Origin of the sequence: Pyxidicoccus trucidator, assembly GCF_010894435.1 — a bacterium.
GTDB lineage: Bacteria > Myxococcota > Myxococcia > Myxococcales > Myxococcaceae > Myxococcus > Myxococcus trucidator.
In genome coordinates this window covers 571,395-589,485 of record NZ_JAAIXZ010000002.1, presented here as the reverse complement: position 1 = coordinate 589,485, position 18,091 = coordinate 571,395, and the positions used below count along the sequence as shown (strand labels likewise).

The window sequence follows — 18,091 nt, the reverse complement described above, 5'->3', positions numbered from 1 at the left end:
CCTCCGCCTCCTCAGAACGTGCCGATGCTGAAGTGGAACTGCGTGGACGCCTCGTTCACCGTCTCGTCCGGGTCCAGGTTGAAGCCCACGTCGAAGGCCAGCGGGCCCACCGGCGTCACATACCGCAGCCCCGCTCCCGCCGCGTACCGCAGCCGCCCCGGGTCGAAGTTCGTCCGGTCCAACCACAGGTTGCCCGCCTCGAAGAACAGGCCCAGGTCCAATGACGTCAGCGCGGGCAGCCGAAGCTCCGCCTTGCCCAGCGTGAACAACTCACCGCCCTGGCTCGCCGGCACCTGCCCGGCCAGCACCGCCTTCAGCTCCGCCGAGCACCCCGTCGGCGTAATCAGCGCCCGGCAGTCCCGCAGCCGCTGCTGCAGCGCCCCACGCACGTCCTCCGGCAGCACTCCGTCCTCGCGGAAGCCCCGCAGGCTCGACGAGCCACCCAGGTAGAACAGCTTCGAGCCGATGGCCTGCGCGTCGTCCTCCAGCGGGATGATGGTGCCCGCCCGCGCCGACAGCGCCATGCTCGCCCGCCGGCCCAGGGGGATGTAGCCGCTCAGGTTGCTCGCCAGCTTCACGCCGTCAATCGGGTACCCCGCCACGCGGTTGCCCGCCACGTCCGTGGGCCTCACGCTCAACCCCCGGGTGAACTCCGCGCTGGAGATGAACACCACACCCTTGCGCGGGTTCGTCGGGTCGTCCCGGAAGTCCAGCGTGGCCGAGGGCCGCAGCGAGTGCAGCGTGAAGTCTCCGAAGGGGTAGCGCAGCCGCTCCTGGTCCGCCCGGTTCAGCAGCTCCAGCACGCCCGCGCGCGAGCGCAGCCGGTTGTTCTCCACCTCGTACGACAGCGACAGGCTCAGCCACGACGCCGCCGCCCAGTCCAGCGCCGCCGCCGCGGCGAACCGCGTGGACACATACGACGGCCGGTGCACGCGCTCGCCAATCAGGTCCAACCGGGCCCCCACCTCCAGCGGCAGCAGGAAGAACAGCCGGGGCTGCGCCAGCGCCAGGTTGCCGCGCCCGCCCAGACCACTCAGCCCCTGCAGCTCCGCGTCACAGCCCGGGGCGACACCGCCATCCAGCCCCTGCTGCGAGCAGGCGATGCGCCTGTCCCGTGACAGCGCCTCCGCGCTCCAGCCCGCGTAGTTCACCTTCCCGCGCGCCAGCAGGCTCAGGCCCATGCCGTCCAGGTTGCGGTAGGCCGTGTCCAGCGTGATTCGCGGACCGTCCACCAGGAAGTAGCCGCCGGACACCTGGCCATCCAGCCGGGGCCGCTCCTGCACCGTCACCAACACGTCCTTCGTTTCCTCGCGCCGCGTGGGGTCCGCCAGCGACACGTCCACCTGCCGGAACACTCCCAGCCGCGCCAGCCGCCGCTGGCCCTCCGTCAGCTGCTCCAGCGCAACGGGCTTGCCCTCCTCCAGCGCCAGGTTGGCCAGCACCAGGTCCAGGTCCGTCCGCGTCAGCCCCTGCACCAGAATCTTCCCCACCCGCACCTGCGGGCCCGCGTCCGCGCGGAACACCACCGTCGCCGACTTCCCGTCCTCGCCCACGCCCGCCTCCGTCGTGGCCCGGCCGAAGAGGTAGCCCCACTGCGCCAGCGCGTGCTCCAGCAACTGCCGCGCCTCCTCCACCTCCTCGAAGCTCAGTGGCCTGCCCCGGCGCACCTTCAGCGTCACCGGCAGCACCGTCACGTCCTTCGGCACGCCCTCGAAGCGCACCTCCGTCACGCGCGCCTGCGGCCCCTCCTCCACGTCGAAGTCCGCCACCGCCGTGTGGCCCTTCAGGTCCACCGTCAGCCCGCGCAACGACACACCCGCCGAGAGGTAGCCCTGCTCGCGGTACAGCTCGTTCATCGCGTCCACGGCTTCAAGCCACGCGTCCTCCACGTACACCGTGGCCGGGTCCGGCGGAGGCTCCAGCTCGCCCACCTCCGGGCCGTGGCGTCCCTCGACGTCCAGCGGGTCGTCCAGCAGGCGCAGGTCCAGCTCCGGCCGGGGCTCGCCCGCGCGCACCCGCTCCGCCAGCATCCCGCGCAGCACCTCCGAGGACAGCCCCTGGTTGCCATGGAAGCGCACCTCCACCACGCGCAGCGGGTGCCCCTCCTCCACGTCGAAGGCCAGCGCAGCCCGCTCTCCGTCCGGCCGCACCACCTCGCGGGGCCGCACGCGCACGTCGTGGAAGCCACGGTAGCGGTAGAAGGCCTCCACCCGCCGCGCCAGCCGCCCCGCCACCACCTCGTCCAGCGACTCCGCCACGTCGTGCGCCAGCACCCGCTCCAGCAGCGTCGCCGGGAAGCGGTGGTTGCCATGGAAGCGCACCGAGTACCGGGGCCCCGCCGACAGCGGCACCGACACCGAGGCCGCGCTCCCCTCCACCAGCACCGCCGGCGTCCCCACCTGCGCGCGCCAGTGGCCCGCCTCGCGCAGCAGCGTGCGCAGCCGCTCCAGCCCCGAGTCCAGGCGCGCCCGGTCGAACACCTCGCCCGGCCGCATCTCCAGCACCTCCAGCAGGCGCGGCAGCGGGAAGCCCGGGCTGCCGGAGAACGTCACGCCCCGCACCCGCGTGGGCACGCCCTCCTCCACGGTGAGCGACACCGCCACCCCGTCCGTCACCGGCTCCTGCCGCACCGTCACCTTCGCCGAGTCAAAGCCCCGGCGCTGGTACGCCTGGAGGACGGAGGCCACCGCCCCCTCCAGCTCCTCCGCGTCCAGCGGCCCACCCTCGAGCAGGCCGCTCGCCTCGATGAGCTCGCCCTCGGACAGCTCGGAGTTCCCATGGAAGCGCAGCCGCGCCAGCCGGGCCACCGGCGTGAGCTGGAACACGAGCTGGACGCCGCCGCGCACCTCCACCGTGCGCGCCACCACGTCCGTGAAGCGCCCCGTGGCCCACAGCCGCTCCACCGAGCGCCGCACCGCGCCCGGCGACAGGGCCTGTCCCTTGCGCACCGCCACCAGCCCGGCCAGCCCCTGCGCGTCCGCGCCGCCCGGCAGGTGCAGCTCCACGGCCACCACCTCCGGCCAGGACTCACCCTCGGGCTGCGCCGCCGCCGCGCCCGACACGAGGACGCACAGCAGCAGCGCCCACACCGTGAAGGCGCGGGCTATTCGACCTCCCAGCTCAGCTTCAGCTCGAGCCCGAGGTTGCCAAACGAGGCTTCGCTGTTCTCGTTGTCCCACTGGGCCTGAGCGGAGAGTCGGTCGTCGAAGCGGTACTCGGCGCGCGCCCGCGTGCCGCGTCCGCTCACCGGTTGTGTCATGCCGATTTTAAGCTGCTCGCTCAGGAACTTCGACTCCAGTTGTGCGGTCGGCTCCGCCTGCCGCGTGGCGTCGTTGTAGGTGGTGGCGATTTGCAGGGACAAATCCCGCAGCACCGGGTTGCTGGGGAGGAAGCGCTGGAGCTGCCGGTCCAGCCCCGACACGTTGAAGAGGGCCTCGGCTGCCAGGCCGGCGCTCGCCGAGGCCGCCGTGTCCCGGTCCGACGAGGTGAAGCCCAGGGTGAGCAGGGAGACGATGTCCCCCTCCACCAGCGCCGGCTCCGAGGAGAGCAGGACCTGCGGGTCCGCCGGCTTGCCGAAGGCGTGCAGCTTCACCGTGTATTCGCGCACCTGCGTCTGAGCCTGGACCTCGAAGACGGGGTCGATGCCGGTGGGGTCCTGGAACTCCAGCTGCCCCTGGCTGATGGTGAAGGGGTTGTTGCGGAAGAAGGCCTGGCTGCCCTCCGCCAGCTCCACCCGCCCCAGCAGGCCGGGCCGCACGTCCGTGCCCGTCAGCCGCACGTCGCCCAGCAGGCGGGCCTTGGCCAGGTTGTTGTCCACCCGGACGTCGCCGAAGTGCACATTCACGTCCCAGATGACCCATGGCTTCGGCGGCTCGCCCGACGACGAGGGGGCGGGCGCGGACGTCAGCGTGCTGGCGCGCTTCTGGACGGACTTGAGCAGCGACTCCACGTCCAGCGCCTTCTGGTAGCGCATCTTCACGATGTCCAGCCCGCCCGTGACGGTGAAGCCCTTGGGCGGGCCAATCACCTGGAGCAGCCCGGAGAAGGTGGCCGGCAAGTCCTCGGTGAGGCGGTAGGGCACCTCGTCCAGCTGCACCGTGAGGCCCAGCCGCTGCGGCAGGAAGCGCTCCAGCCGCACGTCCCCGCGCGCGGACACGCGCCCCTCGTTGAGCTGCCCCTGCAGGTGCTCCAGCAGCACCCGGTTGCCCGTCATCTCCAGGCGCCCGGACATGTTGCGCACGTTGACGGGCCAGTCGCGCAGCGCCAGCCGCAAGTCCAGCAGCTCCGCGGTGCCGACGATGGAGGGCGCCTCCGGCGTGCCGGTGGCCTCCGCGTCCACGGTGACGCGACCCGTGGCGCGCTCCACCATGGAGGGCAGCAGCGACTCCAGCATCCGCACGTCCCAGCCGCCGCGCAGCGTGACGGCCATGCCGCGAGGCCCCATCCACCCGCCCAGCGACAGGTCCACGTACGGCCCCACGAAGCGGAAGGGCTGCACGTCCAGGCGACTGCTCGCATAGGCGAGGACGATGGGGCCCGAGTTCTCCCCGTGCACGTCGTCGCGCGACAGCACCAGCTTGTCCACCGTGGCGTTCACCTGCGAGCCGGCGGGCTCCAGCATCAGCCCCTTCGCGCTCAGCGTGCCGGAGAGCGAGCCGGAGACACCCGCCCACAGCGGGTCCGACGGCAGCAGCGGGCGGATTTCCGGCAGCGCCAGCGAGCCCTGCGCCTCGTAGGGCCAGTTGTCCCGCACCTTGATGCTCACCCGGCCGTTGGCGTCCTGGAAGGGCCGGCCCCACACCTCGAAGTCCTTGCCCACCAGACGCCCGGTGAGGTCCATGGCGCCCAGGTTGCGCCAGGCGAAGGTGACGCGCGGCGCGCGCAGCGTGGCGTCCACCACCGGCACGTCGGCGGTGCCGGACACCGTGCCGTCCATGACCATGGCGCCTTCGATGCCCATGCGCTCCGCGAGCTCCGGCCCCACGGCCTCGCCCAGCGACAGGCCGTCCCCGCCGAAGCGGTAGTCCAGCCCGCCCGCGAAGGCGAAGGTGCCCTCCGCCCACGTGCGACCCAGCGGCCCCTTCAGCACGGTGCGCTCCAGCACCATCGCCTTGCCGTCCACGAAGCGCAGGCGCAGGGCGCCGTCGCCCATGCGGCGGCCGAAGTACGTGGTGTCCTTCACGTCGAAGGCGACCAGGCCCTCCAGCTTCTCCACCGGGCTGTCCACCTCCACGCGCCCCGTGGCCGTGCCGCCCAGCGTCCCCTGCATCACCGCCAGCGAGGGGCTCAGGCCCGCCACCACGTCCACCAGGTCCTCGGTGCGCCCCTGCGGGACATTCACCTCCAGGCGAAGCCCGAGCAGCCGCCCGAAGGACACGCCCGCCTTGCCGTAGTACTGCGTGCGTCCCTTCTGGCCGGTGAAGGAGGGGAAGGCCAGCACCCCGTCCGAGTAGGTCAGCTTCCCCTGCAGGACGCCCAGCGAGAGGTTCCAGAAGACGAAGTCGCGCATGGACAGGCCCGCCTCCACCTTCAGCTCCGAGGCAGCGCCCGTCAGCGAGTACGTCGCGCTCCCCCGCCCCGCCCACTGCAGGCCGGCGATGTGGCGGAAGTCCGCGAGGTCCAGGTCGCCGTGGCCGTGGATGTCCAGCCCCAGCCCGTCTTCGATGAGCAGCCCCACGTCCCCATGCACGCGCGAGCGGCCCGACTCCGCGGTGACGTGGTTGAAGGACACGCGGTCCGACTGAATCTTCACCTGCGCCTGGGCGCGGCCCTTGTCGAACTCGAGGATGGTGAGCCCCTCGGCCTCCGGCGCGTCGAAGGCGCGCGTCGCCAGCACGAAGGGACCCGTGCGCAAATCCAGCGGGCCGGCCAGCGAGAAGCGCGGCAGAAGGTTGCCGGAGAGCTGCGCGTCCAGCGTGGCCGGGAAGTCCACCCACGAGCCCTTCACGCCCGCGCGGTCCAGGATGCGGCCCAGCGACGCGTCCTGCGCCGACAGCGACACCTCCAGCGGGAAGTTCGGCGTCAGCCCCAGCCGGGCCGTGGCGCGCACCTTCCCCGCGCCCACCGGCACCACCAGGTCCTCCACCCGCACCTCGTCCCCCGAGTACGACAGGCGCGCGGTGAGGTTGGAGGGGCCGAAGCGGTCATAGCCCAGCCCGCTGCCGGACAGCTCCAGCGACACCGCGGGCGACGCGGGCCTGCCGGCGATGGACACGCGGGCCCAGAGGTGGCCCGTGGCCGGCTTCGGCACCAGGCGCGCCTGCGACAGCGTGCGCAGCGGGAGGAACACCTGCGCGTCCAGCGCGAGGTTCGGCTCACACAGCGACTCCACGCGGCCGGACACCGTGGTGGTGAGGTCGTCCAGCGACACCTCCGCGCGCTCCAGCTCCAGCAGGGCCTCGTCCGGGTCCAACGCGCCCGCCACCGCCAGCTGCCCCAGCGTCAGGTCCTGCACGTCCGGCCCCAGCCGCACCAGCCCGCGCCGCGCCTCCACGTCCAGCTCGATGACGCCCCAGCGCTCCGCCCAGCGCACGTCCAGCTCGCCCACCTCCACGCGCCGGCCCTCCGGCAGCGCCAGCCGCAGCTCCGCGCCGGTGATGTCCAGCCGCGCCACCCGCAGCCGCTCCAGCGGGTCCAGGAAGCAGCCCTCCGACTTCTTCCCGGGCTCCGCCGACGGCTGCGACAAGTCCAGCGACACGCGCGGCCGCGTGGCCCGCACCAGCGCCAGCGTCAGCCGCCCGCTGAGCGGCCGCAGGAAGCCCAGCTGCACCTCCGCCGTGTCCGCCGCGACGATGGGCGTGTCCGTCCCCGGCAGGAAGAGCGAGAAGCCGTGCACCACCACGCGAGAGCCCAGCGGGTCCAGCTCGCAGCGGCCGATGCCCACGTCCAGCCCCAGCACGTCGGGCAGGTTGCGCCGCGCCAGCGTGCAGGCGAGGTCCCACGAGGCCTGCATGCGCAACAGCAGGATGCTCCCCGACAGGACGAGGAGCACCAGCAGGAGCGCCCTGCGGGGGCCGTTGCGGCTTGGGGAGGACAAAGCCGCTACAGCTTACCCAGCCCTTCGAGGTAGCGGTCGATCTCCGCCAGGTCCACCTTGCTGCTCGCCGTCCGGGGCAGCGCCGTGACGGAGGCGACTGCTCGCTCGCCTGCTTCCCCAGCGGGCGAGTTCACGCCCTGGAGCCCCAGGTTCTTCCCGATGCGGTGCACCAGCTCCCCGGGGATGGTGTCCTGCCGCGCGAGGAAGGCCTCGAAGAGGGCGTTGTCGCACAGGGTGTTGATGACGCGGGGGGAGCCGGACGCGTGCTGGTGGACGGCCAGCAGCGCCTCGGGCGAGAAGGGCATGCGCGGGCACCCGGCCAGCCGGAGGCGGTGCTTGACGTACGCCTCCGTGGACTCGGCGGTGAAGGGCTCCAGCTTGTAGCGCATGGCCACCCGCTGCGCGAGCGGCGCGTCCAGCTTCAGGTTCTTCTCAATCTCGGGCAGCCCGAAGAAGACGAAGGAGATGAGCTTGCGCTCCGGCACTTCCAGGTTGAGCAGCCCCCGGAACTCCTCCATCAGCTCGCGCGTCTCCAGCATCTGCGCTTCGTCGATGAGGACGACGGCCTTCTTGCCGGACTCGTAGATTTGCAGCAGGCGCTGGTACAGCTGCGACAGCAGCGCCAGCTTCTCCTGCGCGGGGTTCTCCACGCCCAGCTGCAGGGCAATGCGCCGCAGCAGCCAGTTGGCCGTAATCCCGGAGTGGATGATGACCAGCAGCGCGGCCTCGTACTCGGACTCGGGCAGCGAGTCGAGCATGCGGCGCGCCAGCGTCGTCTTCCCCGCGCCGATGTCCCCGATGAGGATGGACAGGCCCTTCATGTAGCTCACCGCGTGCATCAGCCGGGTGAGCGCCTGCGAGTGCTGCGCGGAGTTGTAATAGAAGCGGCTCACCGGAGCGTTGGAGAAGGGCTCCTGGGTCAGCTCGAAGAAGTCGAGGTAGGTCGTCATGGGCTCGCCGGACCTCGGGGGGGACTACAGGTAGCCGACCTTGCGCGCCTTGGACGCGCCAGCCGCCGGCATCGGGGTGGGCGCCACGGTCGCCGCGGGTGCGGCGGAGCCGCTGGCCTTGGCGCCATTCGCGGAGCGGGACGGCAGCGGGTCCTCCTCCGGCTCCACGGAGGCTGACAGGCGGGACATGTGCGACGACACGTCGCGGTACTTCGCGTCCAGCACGGCCACGCGCTGGTAGTGGTAGAGCGCCTTGCCCGGCTCGCCCAGCGCCTCGTACGCGGCCGCCAGCTCGAAGGCGAGCGCCTTGGCCGGCTCGCCCGCGGCCAGCTCGCTGACCAGGCCCTCGCGGAAGAGCGCCACCGCCGCCCCGGCGTCACCGCGCATCAACTGCAGCATGCCGGCCATGGTGATGCAGTCCAGCTCGCGCTTGGTGCCCACGCAGCCCTGGCGGGCCACGTCGAACTCGTGGAGCGCGTCGTCCAGCAGGCCCATTTCCTTGTAGGCGATGCCCAGGTCGTAGTGCGTGTCCACGTCCTCGGGCTTCACGACCTTGGCGAGGCCCTTCTTGAACTCGGAGAAGACCTCCTCCACCGAGTACTGGAAGTCCTCCTCCGCCGCCGGAGCGGCCGACGCGGTGTCGTCGCTCAGGTTGTCGATTTCGCCGGCCAGCTCCGCCGCCAGGTCGAACGCGTCCCGCTCGCCAGCCGCCTCCGTGTCGAGCACGGGCTGCACGTGCGGCACGGCCACCGGCTCGGCGGGCGCCTCCTCGGCCTCCACGCCACCGCCGGCCTCCAGCGCATCCAGCCGCGCCATCAGCTCGCCGGCACGCGCGTGGCCCGGGAAGGCAATCGCCACCGTCTCGAGGATTTCCCGCGCCTCTTCCAGCAGGCCCTGGTCGAGGAAGAAGGACGCCTCGTCGCACTCCTCGCCCGCCGGCTCCTCCTCGTCCGCCGCTGGCTCCTCGGCGACGGGCTCCTCCGCGGACACGCTCTCGGCTTCCGCGTAGAGCGCCTCGTCGTCGGACGCCTCCACCGGCGACGCTTCCGCCTCGGGGAGCGCCTCGTCGGACTCCTCCATGGCGGGCTCGTCCGCGAGCGCCACGATGGCATGCGAGGCGGTGGGCTCCTCGTAGTCGAGCGGGTCGCCCAGGCCCAGGGCGGTGACCTCGGCCTCGTCCTCCTCCAGCATGGAGGCGTCCAGCGGAGCGATGCCCACGCGCGTGGGCATGTCCTCCAACTCCAGTGGAGCCTCGTCCTGGATGGCGGGCAGCTGCCGGGTGTTCGGCGCGGCCTCCTGGAGCAGCGCCCGCGTGGGCGCGCGAATCATCGTGGGCTGGGGCTCGTCGTCGTCGCCGAGCGACAGCGCCTCCATGGACGTCGCCGTGGACTCGTCCGCCAGCGACTCGTCCTCGAACGAGTAGGAGGACGTCGCGCCCAGGTCGTCGTCGGAAGCGACGAGCGGCTCGTCGTCGGACGTGCCCAGGCCGGGCTCGTCCGTCAGCACCATCCCGTCGTCCTCGGCCACCAGCGTCTCGTCCGACAGCGCCTCCGCCGCCAGGTCCTCCGGCGCGGGCGTGCCGTACAGGTCCTCCTCGCCGGACGTGAGGTCCTCGCCGACGAGCGCCTCCTCGCTGACGACGGCGGCGTCGCTGTCGTCCTCGATGACCTCGTCCGAGTCACCCGAGGGCAGCGTCGTCAGCGCCAGCTCGTCGCCCGGCGGGTGCAGCAGCGCGTCTTCCGGCGGAGGGGCGACGAGAATCTCGTCATCGCTGGAGTCGACGAGGATGGCGTCCTCGCCCACCGACTCCACCACCGCCACCGCCGGCGCCACCGCCACCGGGCCGTCCGTGCGCAGCACCGACAGGAACGCGGGCACCTCCGGGTGCGCCGGGTTCTCCTGGAGGATGGTGGCGAGGTACGGCTGCGCGCGCTGCACATCCGCGGCGCGCGTGCACAGCCGCAGCACGTTGAGCAGCTGCTCGGAGGCCTGGGCCGCGTTCCCGGACGCGACGTAGATTTGATACGCCTTCTCGTGCGCGTCCAGGTTCTCCGGGTCGACCGTGAAGACCTTGCGCAGGTGCTCCAGCGCCTTGTCGTGGAGCCCGTACTTCACGTAGACGTCCGTCTCGGTGAGCAGCTTGGCGAGCTGCTCCCGGCCCATGCCTCCCGGAGCCTGCGCCACCGGAGCGGGCGTGGGTGCCGGCGCGGGCGCGGGCGTGGCGGCCTGGGGCGCGGCGCGAGGCGAAGGCGCGGGCTGCGGTGCCGCCGCGGGCTGGGGCGCCGCCGGGGCCGGAGCAGGCGCGCGGCGCGCGAGCAGATCCGGGTCCTGCGGATCCAACACTTCAATCTGCGTCCAGACGGCCTCGGCCTCGGTGTTCCGGCCGCGCTCCTGGTGGATCTTGGCCAGCTCCTTGTAGACGGACACCGTCTTGGAGGTCTGCCCCAGCCCCTGGAACGCCTGGGCCAGCAGCGTGAGCGTCTCCACGTCGCGGCCGTCCGCCTTGAAGCACACCTGCAGCTTCGCGAGCGCGCGCTTCTGGTCGCCGCGCTGCAGGTAGGAGATGGCCAGCTCCTTCGCGAGCGGGAGGTTCTCCGGCTCCAGCGTGGACAGCCGCTCCGCCACGCGGAGCCAGTCGTCCGCGCGCGCATTGCGCTTGAGGTACTCGGCGGCGCGCTTGAACTCCTGGGCGGCCTCGCGCGCCATGTTCTCCCGCGCGTACAGCTCGGCCAGCTTGATCTTCGACGCCACGTTCTCCGGGTCGAGATCCACCATCTTCTTCAAGGTATCGAGCGACGCCTTGGTGTCGCCCGCCTTGTCGTAGTGGTTGGCGACGATCTGGAAGTAGGCCATCGCCTCGGACATCAGCCCGAGCTGCTGGTGCAACTCCGCCAGCTTGAGGTTCACCTCCAGCAGGTTCGGGTTGAGCTTGAGGACCTGCTTGTAGAGGGCGACAGCCTTGAGGAAGAAGCCGTCGGACGAGTAGCTCTCCGCGACCTTGGTGAAGAAGTGCGCCGCCTGCGCGTTGTCGTTCTTCTTCTGGTACAGCTCCCCCATCTTCTGGAGCACCCGGATGTCCTTCGGGTCGACCTCCAGGACCTTCTGGTACTCCTTGATGGCTTTGTCGTAGGCGCCCTTCGCGACGAGCTTCGCGGCACCTTCGATGATCTTGTTCTTGTCCATCGAGCGGTGGGCTTCCAGCAGGCAGAAACCCCTTGAACTTCGCGGGTTTCCATCCTCAGCAGTGGGGAGTGTCGGAGGCTAACGGAATCCTCCGACGCGGGTCAAGAAACTGCCAGGCTCCCCCCAGGGGCCAGATCACCTGCTCGCGTGGTCTCCCGACAAGCGGGAAAGCCGTGGTAGGTGGACGTGCGCTACGGCGTCTCTTCGACGGCCTTCTTCAGCCTGTGGGTGCCCGTCTCGCTCGCGAGGAGGCGCTCCACGAAGCGGGTGTCGTACTGGCCTTCCTGGAAGGACTCCTCCGCGAGGGCGGCCCGGTGGAAGGGGATGTTGGTGCGGATGCCCTCGATCACGTACTCGCCCAGCGCGCGCTGCATGCGGCGGATGGCCGTCTCACGGTCCTCCGCGTGGACGATGAGCTTGGCCAGCAGGCTGTCGTAGTGCGGCAGCACCGTGTAGTTCTCGTAGGCCGCCGAGTCCACGCGCACGCCGTAGCCGCCCGGCACGCTGTAGCCGGTAATCTTCCCCGGCCAGGGCGCGAAGGTAATCGGGTCCTCGGCGTTGACGCGGCACTCGATGGCGTGGCCGCGAATCTGGATGTCCTCCTGCTTGAAGCGCAGGGGGTGGCCGTAGGCCATGCGGATCTGCTCGCGCACCAGGTCGATACCCGTGACGAGCTCCGTCACCGGGTGCTCCACCTGGATGCGCGTGTTCATCTCCATGAAGTAGAACTCGCCGCGCTCGTCCAGGAGGTACTCGATGGTGCCCACGTTGTTGTAGGCGAGCTTGCGCATCGCCTGCACGGACACCTCGCCCATCTTCTGGCGCAATTCCGGCGTGAGCGCGGGGGACGGGCTCTCCTCGATGAGCTTCTGGTGCCGGCGCTGCACCGAGCACTCGCGCTCGTTGAGGTGGATGATGTTGCCGTGCTCGTCCGCCACAATCTGGAACTCGATGTGGCGCGGCTTCTCCACGTACCGCTCGATGTAGAGGTCGCCGTTGGAGAAGGACGCCACGGCCTCCGCCTGCGCGGTGGAGAACGCCTGGGCCAGCGCGCTCGGCTCGCGGACGATCTTCATCCCCTTGCCGCCGCCACCGGCGGCCGCCTTGAGGATGACGGGGAAGCCAATCTCCCGGGCGAATTGCTCGGCCTCGCGCGGGTCCTTCACCGTGCCGGGGCTGCCGGGCAACAGCGGCAGGCCCGCCTCACGCGCCGCCGCGCGGGCGCGAACCTTGTTGCCCATCAGCCGGAGCATCTCCGGCCGGGGGCCGATGAAGCGAATCTTGCAGTTCTCGCACACCTCCGCGAACTCGGCGTTCTCCGACAGGAAGCCGTAGCCCGGGTGGATGGCGTCCGCCCGGGTGATTTCGGCCGCGGAGAGCAGCTGCGGGATGTTGAGGTAGCTCTCCTTCGACGACGGAGGGCCGATGCACACCGCCTCGTCGGCGAAGCGCACGTGCAGCGCGTTGGCGTCCGCCGTGGAGTGCACCGCCACGGTGGCAATGCCCAGCTCGCGGCAGGCGCGGATGACCCGCAGGGCAATCTCCCCGCGGTTGGCGATCAGCACCTTCTTGAACACGTGGGTGTCTCCCCGTCAGAGGCCGTCCGAGGAGCGCGCACCCCGCGAAAGCGCGGGGCAACGCGCGGCACTCTCAGGCCGGCTCGATGCGGAACAGCGCCTGGCCGAACTCCACCGGGCGGCCATTCTCCACGAGGATCTCCGCCACGCGGCCGGACACCTCGGACTCGATTTCGTTCATCAGCTTCATCGCTTCGATGATGCAGAGCACCTGGCCCTTCTTCACCACCGAGCCCACGTCCACGAAGGCGGGCTGGTCCGGCGCCGGCGTCCGGTAGAACGTGCCCACGAAGGGGCTCGTCACCTGGTGGCCGGGCTTCTCCACGGCAGGGGCCGGGGCGGCCGCGGCGGGAGCCGGAGCGGCGACCCTGGGGCCGGCGGAGGGGGTGGTGTACTCCACGCCCGGGCCCGTGGACACGGGAGCCGGCGCGGCATGGTGGACGATGGTGGTCTCCGGGGCATGGCCGCGGCGGATGAAGAGCTTCTCCTCACCGCGCTTCCACACCAGCCTCGTCACGTCCGAGGCCTCGAGGATTTCCACAATCTGCCGCAGGGCATCCACGTCCAGGGACGTGTTGCCCGCGTCGCGCGCGCCACCGGAGGCGGCCTGCGTGCCCGCGGGCTCGGACGCCCGGGTCGTCTTGCGCTTCGTTGCCATTGTCGCGTCCTCTCCCTCGAAGTCGCCGTGGCTGCGCGAACTACCCGCCGGTGGCCACGCGCGTCAGGTACTTGCCACCTTCACGCGTGTCGATCTTGAGCACGTCGCCCTCGTTGATGAAGAGCGGGACGTTGACGGTGAAGCCCGTCTCCATGGTGGCGGGCTTGAGCGCGCCGGACACGGTGTCGCCACGCACGCCCGGGTCGCACTTGATGACCTTCAGGTCCACCGAGTTGGGCAGGTTCACGGAGATGGCCTTGCCGTTCCAGTAGAGCACCGAGACGTTGATGTTCTCCTTCAGGAAGTTCTTCGCCTCTCCGAGCACCTTCTCATTGAGGAAGGTCTGCTCGTAGTTGCGGGTGTCCATGAAGTAGTACTCATCGCCCTGGACATACAGGTACTGCATGTCCTTCTCCTCGATGTCCGGGAGGCCCACCTTGTCGCCGGACTTGAGGGTGGGCTCCAGCATGCGCCCGGACAGGAGGCTGCGAATCTTCGTGCGCACGAAGGCGGAGCCCTTGCCGGGCTTCACGTGCTGGAAGTACTCGATTACGAACGGCTCACCGTCGATTTCGATCTTCAGACCATTGCGGAACTCGGACGTATCGATGAACCCGGCCATGGGACCCGCTCCTTCACACTCAAAGCTTCGAAAGCTTGAAAAGTCGGGGGTGTGTAGCCCATGCCCCCCTTCCAAGGGAAGGGGAAAGGAGCGAGCGGATCCGCCGGCCGTACGACTGCCTGACAGGGCGCGCGACTACAGCTCGGCGCGCACCTTGGGGGCCGTTACGCGGAGCACATAGCGCCCCTTGCCGAAGTTGCCGTCCGCGCGCAGGGCTAGCACCAGGAAGTACTCTGGCGACACCAGCCGCATCACGGTCAGCACCTTCTCACTGTTGACGCTGACCTCACTCACCGTGCCCGTCTTGAGGACCTCGGCGGCGTTACGGAGCTGGGTGAGGAGGTTGGCGTATTCCACCCAGGCGCCGCCCAGGTCGAGCTCGGCCGCATCGTCCTTCTGGAAGGTGTCGACGGAGATGCCGTCGAAGCCCATCACGCTGCAGGCGAGGGCTCCGTCCACCTGGTTGACCACCGACTCGAGGTGCGTGCGGAAGGACATGGGCTTGGGCTCTTAGGAGGCAGGGGGCGGCCGGTCAAGCAGGACGGCTGAAGGAGCCGCTCATGGCGTTGCCTCTTCGCACTCAGGCACGACGCCGTTCAGACCCGCCTGCGGGCACGGATCGGTCGACGCCGCGATCCTGAAGCCCGGCGGGCAGGAGAAGGGAAAGTTGCCGACGGAAACGGGGAAGACAATCTCGTTGGACTCCAGCTCGTCGCCCGAGGCCCGCTTGCCCCTGAGCTGGAGGTTGACGAGGACGTCGGCGGAGACGCCCGGAGTCACGAAGCTCGTCAGTGCCGCGGCGACATCGGACGTGAAGAGATTGACCTGCATGTTGTTGCCTTCAAGCACCGTTCCGTAGATGGGAACAGCCCCCCCCGCGTCCTCGATCGACAGGCCCTCCGTGGGCGACGAGTAACCCAGCACGATCTCGGTGATGTAGATGGTGTTGAGGTCCGGGTCCCCCGTCACCGGCTGGTCATTCACGTCGACGGGCACGACATTCAGGTTGGAGTTGATCTCCAAGACCAGCGGGTAGCTAGCGCCCCGGATGCCCAGATTGAGGCTTCCGGCGAGGAGCCCCACCGTATTTCCACCGATGGAGCAATCCGCAGCCTGCGCGGAGGCGCCCCCAACCTGGAGGGCAGGAGTGCTTTCAACACAGGCGGTCATGCCGAGCGCCAACAGTGCCGAGATGACGGAGTTCTTCATCTTCATAAGGCGAACGCTTTCCTGGAGAGGCCGCGCGAAGCGTTAAAGGCTCTGCGCGATGGTCTGCCGGTTGAGGATGCGGGGCGTGATGAAGATGAGCAGCTCCTGCCGGTCATCTCGCTCCGTGTGGTTCTTGAACAGCAGGCCCAGCACCGGGATGCTCGAAAGGAAGGGCACCCTGGCGGTGGCGGTGCTGCCTCGGCGCACATAGATGCCGCCGATGACGGTGGTGTCGCCGTCCTTCACCAGCACCTGGGTGTTGGCCTCCTTGCGCTGGATGGCGGGCTGCCCGTTCGCGCCCGTGCTGGCCGGGTCCGGCTGGTTGTTGGAGGCGTTGATGGTCATCAGGACGCTGCCGTCCTGGGTGATGTGAGGCGTCACTTCCAGCGACAGTCGGGCCTCAATGAAGGTGGTGTTCACACCCTGCGCTGAGGTCTGGCTGAAGGGAATGGACACGCCCTGGCTGATGCGCGCGGTGTTGTTGTCCAGCGTCGTCACCTTGGGAGCGGAGATGGTCTTCACCGTGCCCTCGTTCTCCGCCGCGGACAGGCGCAGGTTGAGCTGCAGCGCACCGCCCGCCGAGCCGAACACGAAGCCCAGCGCGCCGCCGGAGCCCTCACCCACCGAGGCCGGCAGGTTGACCGCGAAGTTCGGGTTGTCCGGGAGGCCCGCGGCACCACCCGGCGAGCCACCGAAGGCGCCCACGTTGTTGGGGAAGATGAGGCCGGTGGAGTTGCCGGTGGCGGCGGCCGCGAGTGCCGAGCCGCCCCACTGCACGCCCAGCTGGCGGCTGAAGGTGGTGTTGGCCTCCACGATGCGGCTCTCGATGAGCACCTGCGGCGTCTGCGTGTCCAGGCTGCGCACCAGCGCGCGCGCCTTCTCCGTGTTGGAGCGGACGTCCTTGACGATGAGGACATTGGTGCGGCCGTCCACCGTCACCGAGCCGCGCTCGCTGAGCACATCCTTCACACGCGCGGACATGTCCGCGGCCACCGCGTAGTTCACCGGGATGAGGTTGACCAGCAGATCCTCCTGCTGCTGGAGCGACTTCTTGCGCTCCTGGCGCAGCCGCGCCTCCTCTTCCAGCGTCTTGAGCGGAGCGATTCGGATGATGTTGCCGAACTCCTCCTTGCCCAGCTGCTTGGTGCGCAGGATGAGGTCCAGCGCCTGGTCCCAGGGCACGTTGCGCAGGCGGATGGTGACCTTGCCGCCCACATCGTCCGCGAGGACGACGTTGCGCTTGGAGATCTCCGCGATGACGCGCAGCAGGTTCTGGATGTCGATGTCCTTGAACTCGAAGGAGACGCGCTTGCCCCGGTAGCGGGCCTGCTGCGGCGCGCCCTCGGCGGCGTAGGCGGGCGCCTCGGCGGTGAAGCCAGCGGTGCGCTGTGCCACGGCCACCTGGTCCGTCTTCACGCCCTGCACGTCCAGGCGCCAGGACAGCGTGCCGCCGTTCTGCGTCACCTTCTCCTCGATGGCGCCATCGGCGGCCACCACCACGCGCACCTTGCGGCCCTCACCCGGCACGCTGAAGGCGCTGACCATCTTCACCGGCGTCTCGAGCGCGCTGGTGTCCAGGCTGCGCTCCAGCTTCTTCGGCAGGCGCGCGTTGTCCAGCGTCAGCACCGCGCTGCGCGGGTCCGGCCGGTCCACCTTCCACGCCGCCGTACCGGACAGCTTCAGCACCACGCGGCCACCCGCCCCGCTCTCCTCGAAGCTCAGGTCCTTCACGTCCACCAGCGAGGCCACCGTCGCGGGCGCCGCGGTCGGCTCGGGCGTCGGGCGCAGGGGCTCGACCTCGGCCACCGTGGCCACCATCTCGGACGGCTCCCGCGCGGGCGCCGCCTTGCGGGCCACCGCGCCGCCGAGCACCACCTCGAGGCCACGCGAGGCCCGGTCCACGCGGTAGGCCGGCATCTGCCCCCGCACGTCCAGCACCAGGCGCACCTTGTCCGAGTGGGCACCCACGCGCACGTCCTTCAGCGCGCCGCCGCTCACGCGCGGCGCCCGGGCCGACAGGCCCACGCCGTACAGGTCCACCGCCAGCCGCGGCGGGTCCGCCAGCTCCAGCACCTCGTAGCGGGCGATGTCGCCGTCCGCGCGGATGCGCAGGGTGTCGTCGGCGAAGGTCAGGCCGGTGATGCGCTGGGCCGGCTGCGCCACCTCGCGCTCGTCGGCCTCCGCGGCCACCACGTTCTCCGGCAGGGCCGGCTTCGCGGGCGCGGACTTCTCGGGAGCGCGGGGGGCCTCGGCCACCACCACGGCGGCGGGCTCGACCGGCTTCGGCGTCTCAATGGGCTTCACGACCTCGGCGGGCTTCGCCGCGACGGCCACGGTGGCCTTGACGGCCTCGGGCTCGGCGCGCTTCGCCTCGACGGGGGCCGTGGGAGTGGCCGCGGGCTGAGCGGCGCCATCCACGGAGATGACCACCCGGTTGCCATCCGCGCGGACGTCGTACTGGGACGCCTTGTCCAGCGCGAGCAGCACGCGGCCGACGCTCGCGCGCTCGTCCGAGAACTGCGAGGCGACCACGCCCGCCACGGGGCCGGAGCCGTCATGGTGGCCCTTGATGCTCGTCGCGTCCGCCGACGAGAGGTCCACCACCAGCCGCTCCGGTCCGCTCAGGCGGAACACGGTGAAGGTGGGCGGACGGGTGCCGGTGACCACGACCTGGGCCCCGGAACCCGTGCGCGACACATCCAGGTCGCGCAGCGTATTGAGTTCGGCGCCCTCAACCCTGGCGCCCACCAGAACGACGGCCCACGCGGCCGCCAACATCCACTTGCCCCTCGTCACAGCGCTCTGCTCGAGCATGCGTCCCCTCAACAAGTTGGAAGCGGGCGACCGCCCGCGGGA

At 70.4% G+C, this 18,091-nt stretch carries 10 protein-coding genes; all 10 read right to left on the bottom strand.

Annotated features, from left to right (window positions below):
- Nucleotides 1-11 precede the first annotated feature (11 nt).
- The 10 genes from G4D85_RS08870 to G4D85_RS08825 all read right to left on the bottom strand — a co-directional run bounded on the left by G4D85_RS08870 (nt 12) and on the right by G4D85_RS08825 (nt 18,049).
- Nucleotides 12-3,089 (bottom strand): POTRA domain-containing protein, encoded by a 3,078-nt coding sequence (locus G4D85_RS08870; protein WP_164010003.1) that lies wholly within the window; start codon nt 3,087-3,089, stop codon nt 12-14.
- Between the two features lie 14 nt (nt 3,090-3,103).
- The gene (locus G4D85_RS08865) at nt 3,104-7,036 is read right to left on the bottom strand and encodes a translocation/assembly module TamB domain-containing protein (protein WP_164010001.1); all 3,933 of its coding nucleotides are present in this window, start codon (nt 7,034-7,036) and stop codon (nt 3,104-3,106) included.
- Between the two features lie 5 nt (nt 7,037-7,041).
- Nucleotides 7,042-7,986 (bottom strand): ExeA family protein, encoded by a 945-nt coding sequence (locus G4D85_RS08860; protein WP_164009999.1) that lies wholly within the window; start codon nt 7,984-7,986, stop codon nt 7,042-7,044.
- Nucleotides 7,987-8,010: 24 nt separating this feature from the next.
- Complete coding sequence (gene sgmX / locus G4D85_RS08855; RefSeq protein ID WP_164009997.1) at nt 8,011-11,169, bottom strand: type IV pili formation protein SgmX; 3,159 nt, start codon at nt 11,167-11,169, stop codon at nt 8,011-8,013.
- 191 nt (nt 11,170-11,360) lie between these two features.
- A complete protein-coding gene (gene accC, locus G4D85_RS08850) occupies nt 11,361-12,746 on the bottom strand; it encodes an acetyl-CoA carboxylase biotin carboxylase subunit (RefSeq protein ID WP_164009995.1) in 1,386 nt (461 codons plus the stop codon).
- Between the two features lie 73 nt (nt 12,747-12,819).
- Nucleotides 12,820-13,404 (bottom strand): acetyl-CoA carboxylase biotin carboxyl carrier protein, encoded by a 585-nt coding sequence (gene accB, locus G4D85_RS08845; RefSeq protein ID WP_164009993.1) that lies wholly within the window; start codon nt 13,402-13,404, stop codon nt 12,820-12,822.
- Between the two features lie 40 nt (nt 13,405-13,444).
- On the bottom strand, nt 13,445-14,026 hold the full coding sequence (gene efp / locus G4D85_RS08840; RefSeq protein WP_164009990.1) for an elongation factor P: 582 nt from the start codon (nt 14,024-14,026) through the stop codon (nt 13,445-13,447).
- Nucleotides 14,027-14,161: 135 nt separating this feature from the next.
- The gene (locus G4D85_RS08835; RefSeq protein WP_164009989.1) at nt 14,162-14,524 is read right to left on the bottom strand and encodes a roadblock/LC7 domain-containing protein; all 363 of its coding nucleotides are present in this window, start codon (nt 14,522-14,524) and stop codon (nt 14,162-14,164) included.
- Nucleotides 14,525-14,584: 60 nt separating this feature from the next.
- On the bottom strand, nt 14,585-15,241 hold the full coding sequence (locus G4D85_RS08830) for a hypothetical protein (RefSeq protein ID WP_164009987.1): 657 nt from the start codon (nt 15,239-15,241) through the stop codon (nt 14,585-14,587).
- A gap of 36 nt (nt 15,242-15,277) precedes the next feature.
- Nucleotides 15,278-18,049: a type IV pilus secretin PilQ gene (locus G4D85_RS08825; protein ID WP_164009985.1), complete on the bottom strand. Its 2,772-nt coding sequence runs from the start codon at nt 18,047-18,049 to the stop codon at nt 15,278-15,280.
- Nucleotides 18,050-18,091 lie beyond the last annotated feature (42 nt).